Source organism: Streptomyces sp. S3(2020) (genome assembly GCF_013044505.1).
Classification (GTDB): domain Bacteria; phylum Actinomycetota; class Actinomycetes; order Streptomycetales; family Streptomycetaceae; genus Streptomyces.
In genome coordinates this window covers 93,925-112,526 of the sequence record NZ_JABERD010000001.1, presented here as the reverse complement: position 1 = coordinate 112,526, position 18,602 = coordinate 93,925, and the positions used below count along the sequence as shown (strand labels likewise).

Below are 18,602 nucleotides of genomic sequence, written 5' to 3'. Positions count from 1 at the left end.
GTCACTTCACATCGCTCATGCTCTTGCCGACGTCGGCCAGGGTCAGCGGCTTGCCGTAGTCGCCCTTGAACTTGTAGGCGGGGGCGTCGCAGCGGTAGGCGCCGTCGTTCGGCCCGAAGTCGGCGGGCTCCCAGCCCTTGGAGGTGGCCTTCTCGATGTTGAAGCAGGTCAGCGCGGCGTCGGAGGTGGTCAGGTCGACCGGGGCGAGCAGTCCGCCGCCCGTCCACGCGGACTCCTTGCGGGCCGTCTCGTAGACGCAGGTGCGGGTGAGGTCGTCGCCGCAGCTCTTGGCGGACTTGGCGAACAGCAGCCAGGCCGCGAAGCCGCGGACGGCGGGCAGGGTGACCTGGGCCTTCGGGGCGTACTGCTTGAAGAGTGCGACGACCTGTTCGGTGGCGGGGTTGTCGGCGGCCTTCTCCAGCGGGTACACACCGCTGAGGTCGGCCAGGTTGTTCTGGAAGTCGAGGGACTTGCCCGCGAGTTGCAGGAAGGCGGGTCCGTAGGCGTTGTTGTTGGCGTCGATCCAGTCGAGCTTGTAGTCCATGCCGGTCAGGACCTGTTCCAGTTTGGTCAGGCTGACGAAGTCGCCGTTGAAGACGAGGCCCTTGACGCCCTTGCTCTTGATGGCCTGGGCATAGGGCGTCCAGTCGGACACGCCCTGGGCGGGGTAGAGGTCCTTGTAGATGATCTTCGCGCCCGCGGCCTGGAGGCCTTCCTGCGACTCGGCGTTGATGACCTTGGTGACCGGGACGTCGCCGCCGATGGTGCCGATGGCGTCCGCGGAGCCCGGATAGCCCTCCTTCAGGAGCCACTCGTAGTAGCCGGCGTAGCGGTTGTAGGACGCGCCGCCCGTCGGGTTGAGCTGGAGGTCGGATCCGTTGTTCTGGATCTGGCTGACCTGGCCCGGGAAGTCGGGCAGCGTGCACTCCAGGCGGTCCTTGACGCCGAGGGCGTCCAGGGCGGCGCCGCCGCCGACCAGTGCGAAGTCCTCCTTGCAGGCCTCCAGCATGCGCTGGCGGACCTCCATCAGCTTGGAGTCGCGGGTGGTGGCGACGAGCTTGCGGCCGTTGATGCCGCCGGCCGCGTTGCACCAGGAGGTGAACACCTTCGCGGCGTCCACGAACTCGGACTTCTTGGTGAAGCCGATGTCGGAGAAGACTCCGACCTTGATCTCGTCGGCGGTGACGCCCTGGGCGGGCGCGCTCTTCGCCGTGCCGGCTCCGCAGACGCCCTTCAGATCGCCGAAGTCGCCGGTGGCCGCCTGCTGCGCGGCCTTGGTGGGTGTGCCGTCGGCGCCGTCGGACTCGGCGGCGTCGTCGTGGCCGCCGCATCCGGCGACGGCGAGCAGCAGGGCCGCCGTCAGGGCGGCGGGGATTGCCTGGACTCTCACGGGCTTGCCTCCTCGATGCCGTGCCCGGCTACTTCGCCGGCACGCCGAACGTCCTGAGCTCGAGGAACTCCTCCAGCCCGGCCACACCCATCTCCCGCCCGATGCCGGACTGCTTGAAGCCTCCGAACGGGGCGTCGGGGCCGAAGTAGATGCCCCCGTTGATGCTGAAACTGCCGCTGCGGATCCTTCGCGCCACGGCGATCGACCGGTCGTCGTCGGCGCCGAGCACCGCTCCGGACAGGCCGTACACCGAGTCGTTGGCGATCCGGACGGCGTGGTCCTCGTCGTCGTAGGGGATGACGACCAGGACGGGTCCGAAGATCTCCTCCTGGGCGATCTCGGAGCCGGGGTCGACGTCGGCGAGCAGCGTCGGTTCGTAGAAGAAGCCCTCGCGCTCGGCGGGCCGGCCGCCGGTGACCAGGCGGGCGCCGGCGGCGACGGCTCGCTCGACCAGGCCGTGCACCTTGGTGCGCTGCCGTTCGCTGATCAGGGGTCCCATGTGGGTGGCCGGGTCGGACGGGTCGCCGTAGGTCACCCGGGCGAGCATGGCGGCGACCAGCTGGACCGCCTCGTCGTGGCGGGCGCGCGGGACCAGGAGCCGTGAGGTGATCCCGCAGCCCTGGCCCGAGTGGGTGCAGACGGTGAAGGCGGCGAACATCGCGGCCTGTGTGAAGTCGGCGTCGTCCAGTACGAGCATCGCCGACTTGCCGCCGAGCTCCAGGAAGACCTTCTTCAGGGTGGCCGAGGCGGCCGCCATGATGGCCCGGCCGACCGGGGTCGACCCGGTGAAGCTGATCATGTCGACGCCCGGGTGGGTGGTGAGCAGTTCACCGGTCTCGGGCCGGGACGAGGTGAGGACGTTGACGACGCCGGCGGGGATGTCGGTCTCCTCGGCGATGATCCGGCCGAGGGCGAGTGTGGTCCACGGGGTGTCGGGGGCGCCCTTGAGGACGACCGTGCAGCCGGCGGCGAGGGCGGGGGCGAGCTTGGCGAGGGCGAGCTGGTTGGGGAAGTTGTACGGCAGGATCGCGGCGACCACTCCGGCCGCCTCCTTCTCCATCCAGCGGCGGTGCGTCCGGCCCCGGCTCTCCAGCAAGGCGAGCTCTTCGCGGAACTCATAGCGTTCCAGGAGGTCGGCGTACCACTTGACCAGCTCGATCGGCTCGTCGAGCTGGGTGGCGTGGGTCAGTGAGCGGGGTGCCCCCACCTCGGCGATGGTCAGCTCGCGCAGCTCCTCGCGGTGGAGCAGCAGGGCCTGGTACAGCTGGCGCAGACAGCGCAGTCGCAGCTCGCGGTCGCGCATCCAGTCGGTGGTGTCGAACGCCCGGCGGGCCGCGGCGACGGCCGCCTCGACATGCGCGGCCTCCGCGTCGGACGCGGTGCCCAGCACCTTTCCGGTGGACGGATCGACGGTCTCGAAGCTGCGCCCCGCGTGGACGAGTTCACCGTCGATCAACAGCCGGTCCTCATGGAAAAGACTCACGGCTCCCCATCTCTTCCGGGTGACGCGGGGCCCTGCTTGCCACGGCCCCGCCTGCGGTGGAAAGTAGCTTCTCACTAGAGGAGAAGCAACCATCCGTGCACGAGAATTAGGCATTCATCGAAGAGCGGGAGGAATCATGCCCGGTCAGCGCAGGGGCACGAAGATCGCCATGACGGACGAGGAGCGGGACGCCTTCCTGCGCGCCCAGCCGGTGTGCCGGGTCGCGACGGCGGGGCCGGGCGGCCGCCCGCACGCGAGCGCGCTCTGGTTCGTCTGGGACGGGACGGCATTGTGGCTCAACTCCCTGACAAAAAGCCGACGATGGGCTGACATCGGCAGCAATCCCGACATCAGCGTGCTCGTCGACGACGGAGGCTTCGACTTCCTGCGACTGCGCGGCGTGGAGCTGCTGGGAAGCGCCCAGGTCGTGGGCGAGACGCCCCGCAGAGGGGAGCCGCTGGACGAACTCGGCGATCCCGAGCGGCTGTTCGCGGACAAGTACGCGGGCGGGCGCCCCTTCCATTACGACGGACGGCACGCCTGGCTCAGGATGCGGCCCGAGCGGGTCGTCAGTTGGGACTTCGCCAAGCTGCGCGCCTGACGGTTGACGCCCTCGCCACCCGCATGGAAACCTTCAGTCCGTATGGAGAGAATGCCATTCTCACCCCAGTCTCGAGGGAGTCACGGATGCGCCTTCCCCCACTGCCGGACGACGAGTGGGACGACCGCACACGCGAGGCGCTGTCCGCGCTGCTCCCCAGGAGGCTGCGCGACGAGCGCGGTGCCGGCCCGGCGATGTCCAGGCTCGCCCGCCATCCCGATCTGACGGAGGCCTTCCTCTCCTTCAGCGTGTACATCCTGTTCCGCTCGACACTGCCGGCCCGGGTGCGCGAGCTGGCCACGCTGCGGGTGGCCGCGCGCCGGGAGTGCGCCTACGAGTGGGTCCACCACCAGAAGCTGGCACGCGAGGCGGGTCTGACGGAGGCGGAGATCGAAGCGGCCGGCCGGGGCAAGGCCGACGCCCCGCTGGACGTCCTCGTCCTCACCGCCGTCGACGAGCTGGAGGAGCGCTCCACCCTCTCCGACCGGACCTGGGAGGCCCTCGAAGAGCACCTCGACGAACGCCAGCGGATGGACCTGGTGTTCACGGTCGGGGCGTACGCGGTGATGGCGATGGCCTTCAACACGTTCGGCGTGGTGCCCGACATCGAAGGGAGCGGTCATGACCACTGACGACCTCGTGGAGATCCAGCAGCTCCTCGCCCGCTACGCGGTGACCATCACCCGGGGCGACATCGACGGACTGCTCACGGTCTTCACCCCCGACGGCACCTACAGCGCCTTCGGCGACACCTATCCCCTCGCGGAGTTCCCCGCACTGGTGGCGGCCGCCCCCAAGGGCCTGTTCCTCACCGGGACACCGGTCATAGAGGAGTCGGACAACGGCACGGCGAAGGGGACCCAACCCCTGTGCTTCGTCGACCACGCCACGCACGACATGCGGATCGGCTACTACGACGACACCTACCTGCGCACACCGGACGGCTGGCGGCTGCGGACCCGCGCGATGACGTTCATCCGCCGCAGCGGCGCCCACGACTCCGGCCGCCCGCACGCCTTCGGGCGCCCCGCGGTATGAACTCGGTCGCGGAGTTCCGCTCCGCCCTCCAGGACTGGCTCGCGCAACACGACCTCTCCCCCGGCCCCGACCGCTCCCTGGACGCGCAGGTCGCCCAGCTCGGCCGGGTCCGCGGGGCCCTGTTCGACGCGGGCTGGATGCGCTACGGCTGGCCCGCCGAGGTGAGGGGGCTCGGCGGGCCGGCCGTGTTCCGGGCGGTGCTCGGCGAGGAGGTCGCCACCCGCGGCCTCGCCGAGCCCGGCATCTACTCCATGGTCGAGGTCCTCGTCCCGACCCTGATGTCCTACGCGCCTCCCGAACTGGCCGCCGAAATGGTCCCGTTGCTGCTGAGCGGGCGCGAACAGTGGTGCCAGGGCTTCTCCGAACCGGGCTCCGGCAGCGACCTGGCGTCCCTGACCACCCGGGCGGTCCCCCGGGACGACGGCACCTGGGTGGTCAACGGCCAGAAGGTCTGGACGAGCCTCGCCCAGTACGCGGCCCGCTGCGTCCTCCTCACCCGCACCGCACCCGGCCACGCCGGTATCACCGCCTTCTTCGTCGACATGGACACCCCGGGCATCACGGTCCGCCCGCTGCGCACGATGCACGGCGTCGACGAGTTCGCGGAGGTCTTCCTCGACGACGTCGTCGTCCCCGGCGACCGGATGCTCGGCCGCCCCGGGGACGGCTGGAGCCTGGCGATGGACCTGCTCCCGCATGAACGCTCGACGTGCTTCTGGCACCGGGTCGCCCACCTCTACACCCGTCTGGACCGCCTGCTCGACGAGGCCCCGGAGCCCGACGAGACCGCGCTGGGCGCCGCCTACCTCGCCCTCCACACCGTCCGCTGCCGCTCCCACGCGACCCAGCGCAGGCTCGCCGAGGGGGCCCGGCTCGGCCCGGAGACCTCGGTGGACAAGGTGCTCCTCGCCACGGCGGAACAGCGGCTGTTCGACACCGCGCGGGACCTGCTGCCGGGCGTGCTGGAGCTCGCGGACACACCGTGGCGCACCGAGTACCTGTACGCACGGGCGGCCACGATCTACGGCGGTACGGCCGAGATCCAACGGAACATCGTCGCCCGCCGGTTGCTCGGCCTCGGAAAGGAGTGACCGTGGATTCCGCGGAGCTGGAGCTGCTCACCGCGACCCTGCGCAAGACGATGACGACGACGCCCTCGGGGCCCGCGCTGGATACGGCGCTGACGGAGCTCGGGTGGCGTGAACTCCTCGCGGAGTACCCGGAGTCGGCGATCCGCACGGTCTTCGGGCTGCTCGGCGAAACGGGGGCGCACGCCTCGTCGCTCAACGACGTGATGGGCGGCGGTACTCCGGCGTTGCCGTACGCCGGTGGGGCGTGGGTGGTGTGGTCGCCCACCGGTCCGGGTACGGCCCTCGACCCCGAACTGCCCTTGCGGACCGTCCCGTCGGGGCGGTCCCTGCCCGTCTCCGCCGGCCGCCGCGCCCTCGGCTGGTGGCTGGTCGGCACCGGGCACGCCATGCTGACGCTCGCCCGGACCCACGCGCTGGACCGCGTCCAGTTCGGCCGCCCCCTCGCCTCCTTCCAGGCGGTACGGCACCGGCTGGCCGAGACCCTGGTGGCCCTGGAGGGCGCGGAGGCCACACTGATCGCCGCCACCGACCCGCTCGGCTCCCTCCTCGCGAAGGCGGCGGCCGGAGAAGCGGCACTGACAGCGGCCCGGCACTGCCAGCAGGTGCTCGGCGGCATCGGCTTCACCGCCGAGCACCCCCTGCACCGGCACCTCCGCCGGGCCCTGGTCCTGGACGGACTGCTGGGCAGCGCCCGCGAGTTGACCCGCGAGGCCGGGGCACGACTGCGGGCGGAGGGCTCGGCGCCGAGGCTGGTGCACCTCTAGGGTGCGATGATCAAGGGCATGAGCGCGCCGGAACTCTCCCCGCTGTGGGAGGAGCACAGACTCGCGCCGTACCCCTCCGGCTTCCGCGGCGTGGCCATCGCAGGGGTGGAGCTGATCCTGCTCGACTCGGATGTCGCCGGTCTCGTCCATGGCGAGCTCCACGGCGGACTCGACGACGAGGGTGTCGCGATCCTCTGGGCGTGCCTGGCCGACCTCGACAAGGCCCTGCCCCTGATCGGCGACACCTACTGCGCGTCCTACTTCGCGCGGCTGCGGACCATGGCCAGGCTCGTGGCGGCGCGGTATCTGCCCAACGCGACCTGAGCGCCCCGCAGGGGCGCGGGGAACCGCGCGACCAGCCCACACGGCGCCGCGGACGAAAAGCGCTCCTTCGCGGCTGTCTCGCGGAACGCCTAGCGCAGCTTCTCCTTCATCTCGTCCAGCTTCGCCAGGATCGGATAGCCGCTCACGCTCAACGCGTTGCCGTGCCCGGTCTGGTGGACGTCGAACACCGACTGGACGGCGGCGTAGAAGCCCTGCACGTCCAGGGTCTGGTTGACCGCCCGCTTGGCCTGGCGGAGGCCGAACGCGGGCATCCTGGCGATCTGCTCGGCGAGTTCCCTAGTTTCCGTGTCCAACTGATCCCGAGGCACCACCCGGTTGACCATGCCGACCTTCTCCGCCTCCTCCGCGGTCAGCGGACGGCCGGTGAACAGGATCTCCTTCGCCTTGCGGGCCCCCAACTCCCAGGTGTGGCCGTGGTATTCGACGCCGCCGATACCCATCGTGACCACCGGGTCCGAGAACAGGGCGTCCTGCGCGGCGACGATCAGATCGCACGGCCAGCACAGCATCAGCCCGCCCGCGATACAGCGCCCCTGGACGGCGGCGATCGACGGCTTGGGCAGATTGCGCCAGCGCAGGGTGTACTCGAGGTAGCGGCGGGTCTCGGCCCGGTAGATCCACTCCAGGGTGATCTCGTCCGGGGCGGGCCAGCGGTCCTTGAGGTCGTGCCCGGCGGAGAAGTGCTTCCCTTCGGCACGCAGGACCACGACCTTCACGTCCTCGTCCTGCGCGGCCCGCGTCCAGGCCGCGTCGAGTTCGTCGAGGAGGGCCATGTTCTGGGCGTTGGCGACCTCTGGGCGGTTCAGGGTGAGCGTCGCGATGCGGTCCTTCACCTCGTACAGGATGTGCACGAACGGCTCCTCAGCGTCGGGGCAGGCCGAGCACGCGCTCGGCGATGATGGTGCGCTGGATCTCGGACGTTCCGCCGGCGATGGTGGCGCCGAAGCTGCGGGCGTAGCGGTGGAACCAGCTGGCGAAGTTGTCGTCGTAGGTCATGTGGTACGCCGGTGCCGTGGTCGCCGGGTGGACAAGACCGTCGGGGCCGGCCGCCTCCAGGACCTTCTCCAGGGCGCGTTGCGAGGCCTCGGAGCCGAACACCTTCAGCACGGACAGGGCCGGTACGTCCTGTTCGCCGCGGGCGGCGCGGGACAGGGCGGCCGAGCCCAGCAGGCGCAGGGCCTGGAGGTCCATGACGAGCGTGGCGTACCAGTCCTTCTCCAGTGGCCCGGAGGGGCGGAAGTCGCGTACGACGTCGCCGAGCCGTTCGGCCTCGCTCACCCACATCAGGGTGCGCTCGTGCCCGAGCGAGCCGTTGGCGACCCGCCAGCCCTCGTTGAGGGGGCCGACGAGGTTCTCCGCCGGCACGCGGACGTCCTCGAAGAAGACCTCGTTGAAGTCCTTGTCCTCGGGGTTGGTGTACGAGGCGAAGGGGCGGCGGGTCAGGCCGGGGCTGTCGGTGGGGATCAGCAGGACGCTGATCCCCTTGTGCTTCGGCGCGTCCGGGTCGGTGCGGACGAAGGTGAGCAGGACGTCGGCGTCGTGGGCTCCGGAGGTCCACACCTTCTGGCCGTTGACCAGGAAGTGGTCGCCCTTCGGTTCGGCACGGGTGCGCAGGGACGCGAGGTCGGAACCGGCACCGGGCTCGCTCATGCCGAGGGCCGCGGTGAGTTCGGCGCGCAGGATGGGCACCGCCCAGCGCCGCTTCTGCTCCTCGGTGCCGAAGGTGAGCAGGGAGGCGGCGATGATGCCGACGCCCTGCGGGTTGAAGCTGTGGAAGATACGGCGCCTGGACAGCTCCTCCATGTGGACGAAACTCTGGATGACGGTGGCGTCGCGACCGCCGTACCGCGGCGGATTGCCCGGCAGCAGCCAGCCCTCGTCGAACTGGAGGCGCTGCCAGCGCCGGGCCCAGTCGGGGAGGTGCCCTGTGGAGCGGGACCGCTCGGCGGCCTCCGCCTCGGTGGGGAGGTGGGCCTCCAGAAACGCCGCGAACTCGGCGCGGAAGGCCTCGACGTCGGTGTCAAAGGTCAGTCGCATGGCACTCCTCGGCTATCAGCGCCCGGTGCTCGGCGGCGCCGCCCAGCAGCAGCTCGCCCGCCTTGGCCCGCTTGATCGCGAACTGGAGGTCGTTCTCCCAGGTGTGTCCCATCGCCCCGGACAGCTGCACGGCGTTGCGGAACACCAGGGCCTGGCACTCGCCCGCCGCCGCCTTGGCCATGGCGGAGGCCAGCCGCCGCCGGGGGTCGTCCTCGGCGATCGTCAGGGCCGCGAAGTAGCCGAGGGCGCGGGCCCGCTCGACGGCCACGTGCATGTCGGCCGCCTTGTGCTGCACGGCCTGGAACGAGCCGATGGGGGCGCCGAACTGGTGCCGGGTGCGGGCGTGGTCGAGCACCAGGTCGAGGGCGCGCCGGCAGGCGCCGACCATGGTCAGGGCCAGGCCGGTCAGGGCGTGGTGGCGGGCGCGTTCGGGGTCGGCGGCGCTTCGGCTGCGGGCGGGCACGCGGACGTGGTCGAACAGGACGTCGGCGATGTGCAGGACGGGGTCGAAGACGGTGGACCGTACGGCGGTCACGGCGGTGGCGGGTACGACGAAGATGCCGCCCGCGGTCACCACGGCGAACTGTTCGGCCCGGTCGCCGTCGAGCACATGGCGGGCCACACCGTCCAGGACCCAGCCGGCGCCGTCGGCCCGGGAGGTGACTCCCGAGTACACGGCGGTGCCGGGTCGTCCCGGTTCGGCGAAGTCAGGTGCCAGGGGCGCGAACTGGGTCATCGTCGCGAGGTAGGGCGTCGGGTCGGTGGCGCGGCCCAACTCCTCCAGGACGATCGCCAGCTCGACGGCGTCGGCGGGGTCGGTCAGTTCGGTCCAGCCGAGATCGGCGTAGACCCGCCACAGGGGTTCCGGGTCGGCGCCCTCGTCGGAGATCCGGCGGATCAGGGCCGGTGGGCACTCCTTCAGTACGGCCTTGTGCACGGTGTCCTGCCACAGCCGTTGCTCGGCGTCGAACTCCAAGAGCATGGGGGCCTCCTTGGCGCGAGAATAACATTCTCACTGGGAGAAATTAAGAGTCTCACCGGGGCGAGAAGAGGCGTCCAGCCTGGCCGGAGGGCTGTTGTCGCTACACTGCAGTAAAGTTCTCCCCATGGCACAGAAGGCGGACCAGCCCTTGAGCACCCCCACCGAAGAGCCGGCCTGGAAGCAGCGCGCGGTCGAGCGTTCCACCCAGGCGGCCAAGCGCCGGGCCGAGCAGCGGGTGGAGCGGTTCCTCGACGCGGCCCAGTCGATCATGGCGGAGAAGGGTACGACCGACTTCACCGTGCAGGAGGTCGTCGACCGCTCCAAGCAGTCGCTCCGCAGCTTCTACCAGCACTTCGACGGCAAGCACGAGCTGCTGCTCGCCCTGTTCGAGGACGCCATGAGCAAGTCGGCGGAGCAGCTGCGCACCGCCGCGGCCGAGCTCTCGAACCCGCTGGACCGGCTCAAGGTCGCCGTACAGACCCTGTTCGAGAACTCCTGCCCCGACCCGGCCGCACAGCGCCCGCTGTTCACCGACTTCGCGCTGCGCCTGCTGGTCTCGCACCCCAACGAGATGCGGGTCGCGAACGCGCCGCTGCTCGCCCTGCTCACCGAGCTGATGACGGACCTGGAGGAGGCCGGCCTGCTGCGCGAGGGCTTCAAGCCCCGCCGGGTGGCGGCCCTGACCATGCAGACCGTCATGTTCAACGCGCAGTCCAGCGGCCAGGCGGGCTCCCACCCGATCACCGCCGACGAGATCTGGGACTTCTGCGCGAAGGGGTTCACCCTGAGCTAGCCCAGAGAATCCCATTCTCAACCCAGGAAATCTCCCTTACGCTCGCTGGCATGCCCCTTGCCACGAGTGAACTCTGGGACGACCTGCTGTCCTGCCTCGATCTGCGGCCCGCTCCGGGCGGCTCGCACTACGAGGCCCGGAACCAGCGACTGGGCTACCACCGGCTGTTCGGCGGCCAGTTGCTGGCGCAGTCCGTCCGGGCGGCGCGGCTGAGCTGCCCGGACAAGGACGTCAAGTCGCTGCACATGCTGTTCCCGCGGGCGGGACGGCCCGAGGAGTCCGTGCGCTACGAGGTGGAACGCCACCACGAGGGCGGTACGTTCGCCACCCTGACGGTCGTGGCCCGGCAGACCCACGGCGTCGTCGCCACCGCCACCGCCTCCCTGCACTGCGCCGAGGACGGACCGGCCCACCAGAGCACCGAGCCCGTCCCGCCCCTCCTCGGCCCCGAGCACCGGATCGAGTTGCATCCGCTGCCCTGGGAGACCCGTACCGCCGCCGACCTGGACTCCCCCGACGCGGCCCCGCCCGTGCTCGACCTCTGGATGCGCACCCCGGCGGCCGACGCCGCACTGGCTCCGGCGCTCACGGCGTACGCCACCGATCTGACCCTCATCGGAACGGCGCTGCGCCCGCTGGAGGGCCTCGGCCAACGCGACGCGCAGAAGGCGTTCACGTCCGCCGTCACCTCGCACACGGTGTGGTTCCACCGTCCCTTCCGCGCCGACGACTGGCTGCTGCTGCGCCAGCACAGCCCGGTCCTCGCCCACGGCCGCTGCTTCGGCCGGGGCGATGTGTTCACGCGGGACGGCTCGCTGGTCGCCTCCTACGCCCAGGAGGCGCTGCTGCGGCTGGCCAGGGAGGCGGTGTGAGTGCCCACCGGGTCGTCCAGTGGGCCACCGGAACCATCGGCAGCCGCTCGCTGCGCGCCGTCGTCGAGCACCCGGACCTGTCGCTGGCCGGGTTGTACGTCCACTCGGCCGGCAAGGCGGGGCTGGACGCGGGCGAGTTGTGCGGGCTGGCGACGACCGGGGTGACCGCCACGCGGGACGTGGAGCGCATCGTGGGTCTCGGGGCCGACTGTGTGCTGTACATGCCGCTCGTGTGCGATCTGGACGACGTGTGCCGGCTGCTGGAGTCGGGCGCGAACATCGTCACCACGCGCGGGGAGTTCCATCATCCCGGAAGCATGGACCCCGTCGTCCGCGAGCGTGTGGAGGCCGCCTGCAGGCGGGGCGGTACCTCGATCCACAGCACGGGCAGCAGCCCCGGGTTCATCACCGAGGCGGTGCCGATCGTGGTGACGTCGATCGCGCGGCGGGTCGAGGGGGTGACGATCGACGAGTACGCCGATCTGTCGCAACGCCCTTCGCCGGACCTGCTGTTCGGGGTGATGGGGTTCGGTGTCGCGCCCGCCGAGTTCGAGGAGGCGCGGCTCTCCCGGGCGCGGACGAGCTTCGGCCCGTCACTGCGACTGGTCGCCGACGCGCTGTCGCTGCCGTTGGACTCCCTTGAGGCGAGCGGGGAGTTGGCGACGGCCCGCGGCGCGGTGCGGATCGCCGCGGGTGAGTTGGCGGCGGGGACCGTGGCCGCGCAGCGTCTGACGGTGACCGGCGTCCACGCGGGCCGTCCGCTGCTGCGGTTCCGCGCGACCTGGTACTGCGCGACCGACCTCGATCCGGCCTGGGACCTCGGCGACACCGGCTGGCACATCACGGTCGACGGTGACGCGCCGCTCGACGTCGGCATCCGGCTGCCGGTACCGCTGGACCGGATGGCGGAGGTGTCGCCGTCGTACACGGCCAACCGGGCGGTGAACGCGGTGCCGTTCGTGTGCGCGGCCGAGCCCGGGATCCGGACGACGGTGGACCTGCCGCAGATCACGGCGACCCTCAGCTGACCTCCACGACCATCGCGGAGCCCATCCCGCCACCCGCGCACATGGACGCCACGCCGATCCCGCCGCCGCGCCGGCGCAGTTCGTGGACGAGGGTGACCAGCATGCGGGCACCGGTGGCGGCGACGGGGTGGCCCAGCGAACAGCCGCTGCCGTTGACGTTGACCGTCTCCGGGTCGAGGTCGAGGAGACGGACGGCGGCGACGGTCACCGAGGCGAAGGCCTCGTTGATCTCGAACAGGTCGACGTCGGACGTGGTGAGGCCCGCGCGGGCCAGCGCCTTGGGGATCGCCTTCACCGGGGAGAGGCCGGTCTCGGCGGGGTCGACGCCGACGGAGGCCCAGGAGCGTACGGTCGCCAGGGCGGGCAGCCCTTCGCCGGCAGCGACCGCCTCGCTCGCCACGACCAGGGCGGCGGCGCCGTCGTTGCCGCCGCAGGCGTTGCCCGCGGTGATGCTGAAGCCCTCGATCTCCGGATGCAGCGGCTTCAGCCCGGCGAGCTTCTCCGACGACGTGTCCCTGCGCGGGTGTTCGTCGACCGAGAAGAGCCCGTGCGGGGTCTCGATGGGCACGATCTCGGCGTCGAAGCGGCCCTCGTCGATGGCGCGTACGGCATTCCGGTGCGAGCGCAGCGCCCACGCGTCCATCTCCGCGCGCGAGACCCCGGCCCGCTGGGCCACGTTCCAGCCGATGCAGATCGACATGTCGGCGTTGGGCGCGTCCGGCCGGTCGGGGTGGGTGGGCGGCATCCACGGCTCGGCCCACTCCCCGTCGATCCGAAACCGCGACTTCGGCGCCGTGGAAGCCGAGTTGACCCCTCCCGCGACCACCAGCCCGTCCATCCCGGCCCGCACACTCCCGGCCGCGCCCGCCACGGCCTCCAGACCTGCCGCGCAGTGGCGGTTGCAGGCCGCCCCCGGGACCGAGGTGAGCCCCGCGGTCAGCGCGGCGTGGCGGGCGATGACCCCGCCGCCGTAGAGACCCTCGCCGAGGATCACGTCGTCGACGCGGTCCGGGTCGAGCCCCTTCGCCGCGGCGCCGACGATGTGGCGGGCCAGGTCGAAGGCGGTGGTGTCGCGCAGGGTGCCCTTGACCGCGGTGCCGACGGGGGTGCGCAGGGCGGACACGATGACTGCCTCGGGCATGGACGCCTCCAACTCGGTCACACCAACAGATGAGAATGCTACTCTCGCAAAACTAGAACATGACTCGCAAGGGAGCTGTCATGCAGATAGCAGGGTCGTCCGCGATCGTGGTCGGCGGAGCGGGAGGTCTGGGCGAGGCGACGGTGCGCCGGCTCCACGCGGCGGGTGCGGCGGTCGTCGTCGCGGACCTCGCCGACGACAAGGGCAAGGCCCTGGAGGAGGAGTTGGGCGTCCGCTACGTACGCACCGACGCCACCAGCGAGGACGACGTGCGCACGGCCGTCGGGGAGGCCGAGGCGCTCGGCCCGCTGCGGATCTCGGTGGACACCCACGGCGGCCCCGCGAGCGGCGGCCGGCTGATCGGCCGGGACGGGGAGCCCCTGGATCTGGCCGGGTTCCGGCAGACCGTCGACATCTATCTGACCGGCGTCTTCAACGTCCTGCGCCTGACCGCCGCCGCCATGGCCCGCCACGAGCCCGTCGACGAGGACGGCGCCCGCGGTGTCGTCGTCAACACGGCCTCGATCGCCGCGTACGAGGGCCAGATCGGCCAGCTCCCCTACGCCGCCGCCAAGGGCGGGGTCGCCGCCATGACCCTGGTCGCCGCCCGCGACCTGTCCCCCCTCGGCATCCGCGTCGTCACCATCGCCCCCGGCACCTTCCTCACCCCCGCGTACGGCAAGGCCGGTGACCAGCTGGAGGCCTACTGGGGGCCAAAGGTGCCCCATCCCCGGCGCATGGGGCGCTCCCCCGAGTTCGCTTCCCTGGTCCAGCACATCTGCGAGAACGACTACCTCAACGGCGAAGTCGTCCGGCTCGACGGGGCGTTGAGGTTCCCTCCGAAGTAGGCCGCTCAGTCCGATCCACCCGTGAGGCGCGCGAGGGTGGTCCGGAAGTCGTCCGTGCGGAAGGACTGCTCCTCGGCGTTCGTCGCGAAGTCGAGGGTCGCCAGGACCGCCCGTTCCAGGTGCAGGTTGAGAAGGCGTTTGGTGCTCTCGACGGCCTGTCGGGGCAGTTCCGCGATCCGTTTCGCGCAGGCCGTCGCCTCGGCCAGGGGGTCGGACACCACATGGTTGGCGAGGCCCATGGCCACGGCCTTCTCGGCCGGGATGCGGGCGCCGGTCAGGGCGTACTCCTTGGCGAGGAGCAGGCTGGTGTGCAGGGGCCAGGTGAGCGGGCCGCCGTCGGCGGCGACGAGGCCGACCTGGACGTGCGGGTCGGACAGGTACGCGGTCTCGGCGATGTAGGCGGTGTCGCTGAGGGCGACGAGGCTGCATCCCAGGCCCACGGCGGGCCCGTTGACGGCCGCGACGACGGGGACCCGGCAGCGGACCATGCCGAGGACGATGTCCCGGCCGTCCGCGATGGTGCGGGCCAGCAGGTCCGGGTCCTGCCGGATCTCGTCGAGGTAGGCGAAGTCGCCGCCCGCCGAGAACCCCTTGCCGGCGCCCGTGAGCACGGCCGCGCGGGCGTCGCGGTCCGCGCCGAGACGGGGCCACAGCCGGGCGAGGCCGGTGTGGAGCGGGTCGTTGACGGCGTTCAGGACGTCGGGCCGGTTCAGGGTGATGATCCGCAGCGGGCCGTCCGCCCGGACCTGGATCTCCTCCGGCATGCCGTACAGGTTCTCCGTCACGTCAGGCTCCCAGTTCGAGGATGCGCGAGGCGATGATGTTCTTCTGGATCTGCGAGGTGCCGCCCATGACACTCTGCGCCCGGCTGTAGAGGTAGGCGTTCAGGAGTTCCTGGTCGCCGGTGCCGCCGACCGCGAGGGCCGCGTGGCCGACCGTCTGTTCCGTCCAGGTCATGAGCAGCTTGTCCAGCGACCCCTCCGGACCGTGCGAGACCCCGTCCAGCTGCTCGGACAGCCGCCGCCGTACGTGCAGGCGCAGCATCTCCGTCTCGACGACGGCCCAGGCGAGCTCCGGTGGCACGACGCCGGGCGTGCGGGCGGCGAGTTGGCGCACGAGCTTGCCGTACCGGGCCGAGAAGCCCAGCGTCGCGGGCTCCCGCTCGTGTCCCACGACCGTCATGGCGAGCGCCCAGCCCTCGCCGGGCTCCCCGACCATCTGGTCCGCGGGCACGGTCGCGCCGTCGAAGAGGACCTGGCCGAACTCCTTGGTCACCCCGCTCATCATCGTCAACGGGCGTTGCTCGATGCCGGGTTGGTCCATGGCGATCACGAACGCCGAGATGCCCTTGTGCCGGGGTGCGTCCGGGTCGGTGCGGGCGAGGAGCAGGCACCAGTCGGCGACGTCGGAGTAGCTGGTCCAGATCTTGTGGCCGCGCACCACGTAGGTGTCGCCGTCGCGGGTGGCGGTGGTGGTCAGGGAGGCGAGGTCGGATCCGGCGCCGGGTTCGCTGAAGCCCTGGCACCAGCGCTCGGTGCCGTCGATCATGCCGGGCAGGAACCGGCGGCACAGTTCCTCGCCGCCGTGCCGGCCCAGGCCCTGCACGAGGTAGCCGAGGCTGGGGCGGGCCGGGGTGCCGGCCCGGGCCAGTTCCTCGTCCAGGATGACGTCGTAGACGGGCGGCAGTTCCTGACCGCCGTACGCCTTGGGCCAGGACAGTCCGAAGAAGCCGGCCGCGTGGAGCGCGCGGTGCCATTCGCCCTGCCGTGCCCAGTAGGCGTCGCCCGAGGTCGGGAACGCTCCGGCCCGCTCGGTCAGCCAGGTCCGCAGGCGTGTCCGGAAGGCGGCCTCCTGAGGGGAGTCACGAAAGTCCACGGTCGATCTCCTCCAGGCGTACGGGGAACAGCTCGGTGGACGCCAGGGCGCGGCGCAGATGGACGTGGGCGAGGCACTCCCAGGTGTTGCCGATGCCGCCGTGCACCTGGATCGCCGTCTCGCAGACGGTGCGGGCGGCGCGGGCGCAGTAGAGCTTGGCGATCCGGGCGGACCGCAGCGCCTCCGTCCCGGGGAGTTCGTCGACCGCCCACGCCGCGTGCCGCAGCACGCTCACCGAGCCCTCGATCAACGCCAGTCCTTCGGCGAGCAGATGGGCGACGGCCTGGTAGGTGCCGATCGGCCTGCCGTACTGCTCACGCAGCTTGGCGTGGGCGACGGCGAGCGCGTGGGCGCCGCGGGCCGTGCCGAGCAGGTCGGCGGTGGTGGCCACGAGGGCCAACGCCCGGCTGCGGGTGGCGGTTTCGGCGGTGAGGGTGGCGATCGGCTCGGCCGGGCCGGTGACGCAGGCGCTCTGACGGGTCAGGTCGGCGCCCGGGACGCGGGAGCCGATGTCGGCGGCCAGCACGCGGTCGCCTTCGACGAGGACGCCCTTGCGCAGGCCGCGCGCGTCCCGGGCCTCGCCGTCCACGACGACGGTGGCCGAAGGGATCCCGGGGGCCAGGTCGTCGGCGAGTACGGGGCCCAGGAGCGGTACGTCGACCAGTCCCCGCCCGAACTCCTCGACGACCAGGGCGACTTCGACCCCCGACGCCCCGTCCGAGCGCAGCGTCCGCCAGCCGGTGGCCTCGACGGCCTTCTCCAGACGCGCGATCCGGTCGACGTCGTCCAGGTCGAGGACGGAGTCGGGGCCGAGGTCGTCGGCCAACCGGGCCGCCGCGGCCCGCAGTTGACGCTGTTCAGGTGTCAGACGTACATCCATGGCGCTCCTTGAGGACCCGGCGCAGGACCTTGCCGGACGGCAGGCGGGGGATCTCGGGCACGAACTCCACACGGCTCGGGCGTTTGTAGGAGGCGAGCCGCGTGCCGACCAGGTCGATGAGCTCGGCCGCCGCCACCGGGCGGGTCGTCCGTACGGCCGCGACGACCGCCTCCCCGTCGACCGGGTCGGGGACGCCGAACACCGCGCAGTCGGCGACCGCGGGATGGCCGTGCAGCACGGCTTCGACCTCCGCGGGCGCGACCTGGAACGCCCGCACTTTGATCATTTCCTTGGAGCGGTCGGTGAGCCGCAGCCAGCCGTCGGCGTCGAGACTGCCGACGTCCCCGGTCCGGTACCAGCCGTCATGGAGGGCTTCCGCCGTCGCCTCGGCGGGCAGATAGCCGGCCATCAGGGAGTCGGAGCGGACCTCGATCTCACCGGTCTCACCCGGCCCGACCGGCGCCCCGGTCTCCAGGGAGACCACCCGTGCGCTCACCCCCGGCACGGGCCGTCCCGGGGTGTCCAGGCGCGCCCCGTCGAGCGGGTTGCAGGCGATGACGGGCAGTTCGCTGGCCCCGTAGGCGGGCACCCAGCCGACCCCGGTGCGCCGGGTGACGGTCTCGGCGACGCTCGGGGTGACCGGTGTGGCGCCCCACATGATGTAGCGGAGCGAGGACAGGTCGTAGGACTCCAGCTTCGGGTGCGAGGCGATGGCGAGCGCGATCGGGGCGACGGCCATCTCGACGGTGATGCGGTCAAGTTCGATGTGCTGGAGCAGCCGGTCGAGGTCGAAGCGGCGGTGCAGCCGCAGCCAGGCGCCCGTCTCCAGCGCGGTGACGATGTTGAGCAGGCCGAGGATGTGCGAGGGCGGTGTGGCGATCTGGATGCGGTCCCGTGCCGTCAGTCCGAGGGCGTCCCGCCAGTGGCGTACGGCGGCGGCGAGGGAGGCGTGGGTGTGCCGTACGGCCTTGGGCATCCCGGTCGTGCCGGAGCTGAACACCAGGACGGCGTCGGCCTGTTCGGGGGGCCAGGCGCAGGAGCCCGGTCCGGGTGGGATCGGTTCGTCCAGGTGGCGCATCGGCATCAGTTCCGCGAGCACCGGATGGTCACCGACGGCGTGCGTCGCCCCGGTGATCTCCAGGGCGTGTTCGACCTCGCCCCGCTTCCAGGCCGGGCTGAGCAGCACGACCGCCGCGCCGAGCCGCCACACGGCCCGCACCGCGACCACGAACTCGGGCCGGTTGGAGGACATGAGCGCCACCCGCTCCCCCGCCCGCACACCGCGCCGCTCCAGCTCGCCGGCCAGCCCGTCCGCGAGGCCCTCCAGTGCGGCCAGGGTGTACTCCCGGTCCTCGAAGACCAGCGCGGCCCGTTCGCTCATCTCTCGTCCCCGCCTGTTGAGAGGGTCCCATCTTCCTGATGAGAATAGTATTC

The 18,602-nt window shown here is 71.5% G+C and carries 20 protein-coding genes; 10 read left to right on the top strand and 10 right to left on the bottom strand.

Annotated features, from left to right (window positions below):
• Position 1: 1 nt before the first annotated feature.
• Together HLK59_RS00530 and HLK59_RS00525 are read right to left on the bottom strand one after the other, a co-directional pair.
• On the bottom strand, positions 2–1,390 hold the full coding sequence (locus HLK59_RS00530; RefSeq protein ID WP_171139115.1) for an ABC transporter substrate-binding protein: 1,389 nt from the start codon (positions 1,388–1,390) through the stop codon (positions 2–4).
• 28 nt (positions 1,391–1,418) lie between these two features.
• Positions 1,419–2,873: an aldehyde dehydrogenase family protein gene (locus HLK59_RS00525; protein WP_346779613.1), complete on the bottom strand. Its 1,455-nt coding sequence runs from the start codon at positions 2,871–2,873 to the stop codon at positions 1,419–1,421.
• Between the two features lie 136 nt (positions 2,874–3,009).
• Between HLK59_RS00525 and HLK59_RS00520 the strand changes: the two genes are divergently transcribed.
• The 6 genes from HLK59_RS00520 (at position 3,010) to HLK59_RS00495 (ending at position 6,691) form a co-directional block, all read left to right on the top strand.
• Positions 3,010–3,474, top strand: a complete 465-nt coding sequence (locus HLK59_RS00520) for a pyridoxamine 5'-phosphate oxidase family protein (protein WP_171139113.1) — start codon at positions 3,010–3,012, stop codon at positions 3,472–3,474.
• Positions 3,475–3,560: 86 nt separating this feature from the next.
• Positions 3,561–4,106 carry a carboxymuconolactone decarboxylase family protein gene (locus HLK59_RS00515; RefSeq protein ID WP_171139112.1) on the top strand — a complete coding sequence of 182 codons (546 nt, stop codon included), beginning with the start codon at positions 3,561–3,563 and terminating at the stop codon, positions 4,104–4,106.
• Entirely contained in the window at positions 4,096–4,512 is a 417-nt protein-coding gene (locus tag HLK59_RS00510) for a nuclear transport factor 2 family protein (RefSeq protein WP_171139111.1), read from the top strand. The genes HLK59_RS00515 and HLK59_RS00510 overlap by 11 nt, the downstream gene beginning before the upstream one ends.
• Entirely contained in the window at positions 4,509–5,603 is a 1,095-nt protein-coding gene (locus HLK59_RS00505) for an acyl-CoA dehydrogenase family protein (RefSeq protein WP_171139110.1), read from the top strand. The genes HLK59_RS00510 and HLK59_RS00505 overlap by 4 nt, the downstream gene beginning before the upstream one ends.
• 2 nt (positions 5,604–5,605) lie before the next feature.
• Positions 5,606–6,367 (top strand): acyl-CoA dehydrogenase family protein, encoded by a 762-nt coding sequence (locus tag HLK59_RS00500; RefSeq protein WP_171139109.1) that lies wholly within the window; start codon positions 5,606–5,608, stop codon positions 6,365–6,367.
• A gap of 18 nt (positions 6,368–6,385) precedes the next feature.
• Positions 6,386–6,691 carry a hypothetical protein gene (locus tag HLK59_RS00495; RefSeq protein ID WP_171139108.1) on the top strand — a complete coding sequence of 102 codons (306 nt, stop codon included), beginning with the start codon at positions 6,386–6,388 and terminating at the stop codon, positions 6,689–6,691.
• Between the two features lie 89 nt (positions 6,692–6,780).
• Here HLK59_RS00495 and HLK59_RS00490 read toward each other — a convergent pair whose 3' ends face one another.
• Genes HLK59_RS00490 through HLK59_RS00480 form a run of 3 tightly spaced genes read right to left on the bottom strand, consistent with a single transcriptional unit; the run spans position 6,781 to position 9,731 of the window.
• Positions 6,781–7,563 carry an enoyl-CoA hydratase gene (locus HLK59_RS00490; RefSeq protein ID WP_171139107.1) on the bottom strand — a complete coding sequence of 261 codons (783 nt, stop codon included), beginning with the start codon at positions 7,561–7,563 and terminating at the stop codon, positions 6,781–6,783.
• A 10-nt stretch (positions 7,564–7,573) separates the two neighbouring features.
• Entirely contained in the window at positions 7,574–8,749 is a 1,176-nt protein-coding gene (locus tag HLK59_RS00485) for an acyl-CoA dehydrogenase family protein (protein WP_171139106.1), read from the bottom strand.
• The gene (locus HLK59_RS00480; RefSeq protein WP_171139105.1) at positions 8,733–9,731 is read right to left on the bottom strand and encodes an acyl-CoA dehydrogenase family protein; all 999 of its coding nucleotides are present in this window, start codon (positions 9,729–9,731) and stop codon (positions 8,733–8,735) included. The genes HLK59_RS00485 and HLK59_RS00480 overlap by 17 nt, the downstream gene beginning before the upstream one ends.
• Positions 9,732–9,855: 124 nt before the next feature.
• On the opposite strand from HLK59_RS00480, the gene HLK59_RS00475 reads away from it, so the two are divergent.
• The 3 genes from HLK59_RS00475 to HLK59_RS00465 are packed head-to-tail and all read left to right on the top strand — an operon-like array spanning position 9,856 to position 12,424.
• The gene (locus HLK59_RS00475) at positions 9,856–10,524 is read left to right on the top strand and encodes a TetR/AcrR family transcriptional regulator (RefSeq protein WP_171139104.1); all 669 of its coding nucleotides are present in this window, start codon (positions 9,856–9,858) and stop codon (positions 10,522–10,524) included.
• A gap of 50 nt (positions 10,525–10,574) precedes the next feature.
• Positions 10,575–11,396, top strand: a complete 822-nt coding sequence (locus HLK59_RS00470) for an acyl-CoA thioesterase domain-containing protein (RefSeq protein WP_171139103.1) — start codon at positions 10,575–10,577, stop codon at positions 11,394–11,396.
• The gene (locus HLK59_RS00465) at positions 11,393–12,424 is read left to right on the top strand and encodes a dihydrodipicolinate reductase (protein ID WP_171139102.1); all 1,032 of its coding nucleotides are present in this window, start codon (positions 11,393–11,395) and stop codon (positions 12,422–12,424) included. The genes HLK59_RS00470 and HLK59_RS00465 overlap by 4 nt, the downstream gene beginning before the upstream one ends.
• On the opposite strand, the gene HLK59_RS00460 is transcribed toward HLK59_RS00465, so the two are convergent.
• Complete coding sequence (locus tag HLK59_RS00460) at positions 12,417–13,565, bottom strand: thiolase family protein (protein ID WP_171139101.1); 1,149 nt, start codon at positions 13,563–13,565, stop codon at positions 12,417–12,419. The two genes, HLK59_RS00465 and HLK59_RS00460, sit on opposite strands and share 8 nt — an antisense overlap.
• Positions 13,566–13,645: 80 nt before the next feature.
• Between HLK59_RS00460 and HLK59_RS00455 the strand changes: the two genes are divergently transcribed.
• On the top strand, positions 13,646–14,413 hold the full coding sequence (locus tag HLK59_RS00455; RefSeq protein ID WP_171139100.1) for an SDR family NAD(P)-dependent oxidoreductase: 768 nt from the start codon (positions 13,646–13,648) through the stop codon (positions 14,411–14,413).
• A 5-nt stretch (positions 14,414–14,418) separates the two neighbouring features.
• Here HLK59_RS00455 and HLK59_RS00450 read toward each other — a convergent pair whose 3' ends face one another.
• From HLK59_RS00450 to HLK59_RS00435, 4 genes are read right to left on the bottom strand one after another with little or no spacing between them, the layout of a single operon-like run.
• A complete protein-coding gene (locus HLK59_RS00450; RefSeq protein WP_206326597.1) occupies positions 14,419–15,198 on the bottom strand; it encodes an enoyl-CoA hydratase/isomerase family protein in 780 nt (259 codons plus the stop codon).
• Position 15,199: 1 nt separating this feature from the next.
• Positions 15,200–16,288 (bottom strand): acyl-CoA dehydrogenase family protein, encoded by a 1,089-nt coding sequence (locus tag HLK59_RS52265; protein WP_171139099.1) that lies wholly within the window; start codon positions 16,286–16,288, stop codon positions 15,200–15,202.
• On the bottom strand, positions 16,275–17,168 hold the full coding sequence (locus tag HLK59_RS51855) for an acyl-CoA dehydrogenase family protein (protein WP_171139098.1): 894 nt from the start codon (positions 17,166–17,168) through the stop codon (positions 16,275–16,277). The genes HLK59_RS52265 and HLK59_RS51855 overlap by 14 nt, the downstream gene beginning before the upstream one ends.
• Complete coding sequence (locus HLK59_RS00435; RefSeq protein WP_171139097.1) at positions 17,146–18,549, bottom strand: AMP-binding protein; 1,404 nt, start codon at positions 18,547–18,549, stop codon at positions 17,146–17,148. The genes HLK59_RS51855 and HLK59_RS00435 overlap by 23 nt, the downstream gene beginning before the upstream one ends.
• Between the last annotated feature and the right edge of the window lie 53 nt (positions 18,550–18,602).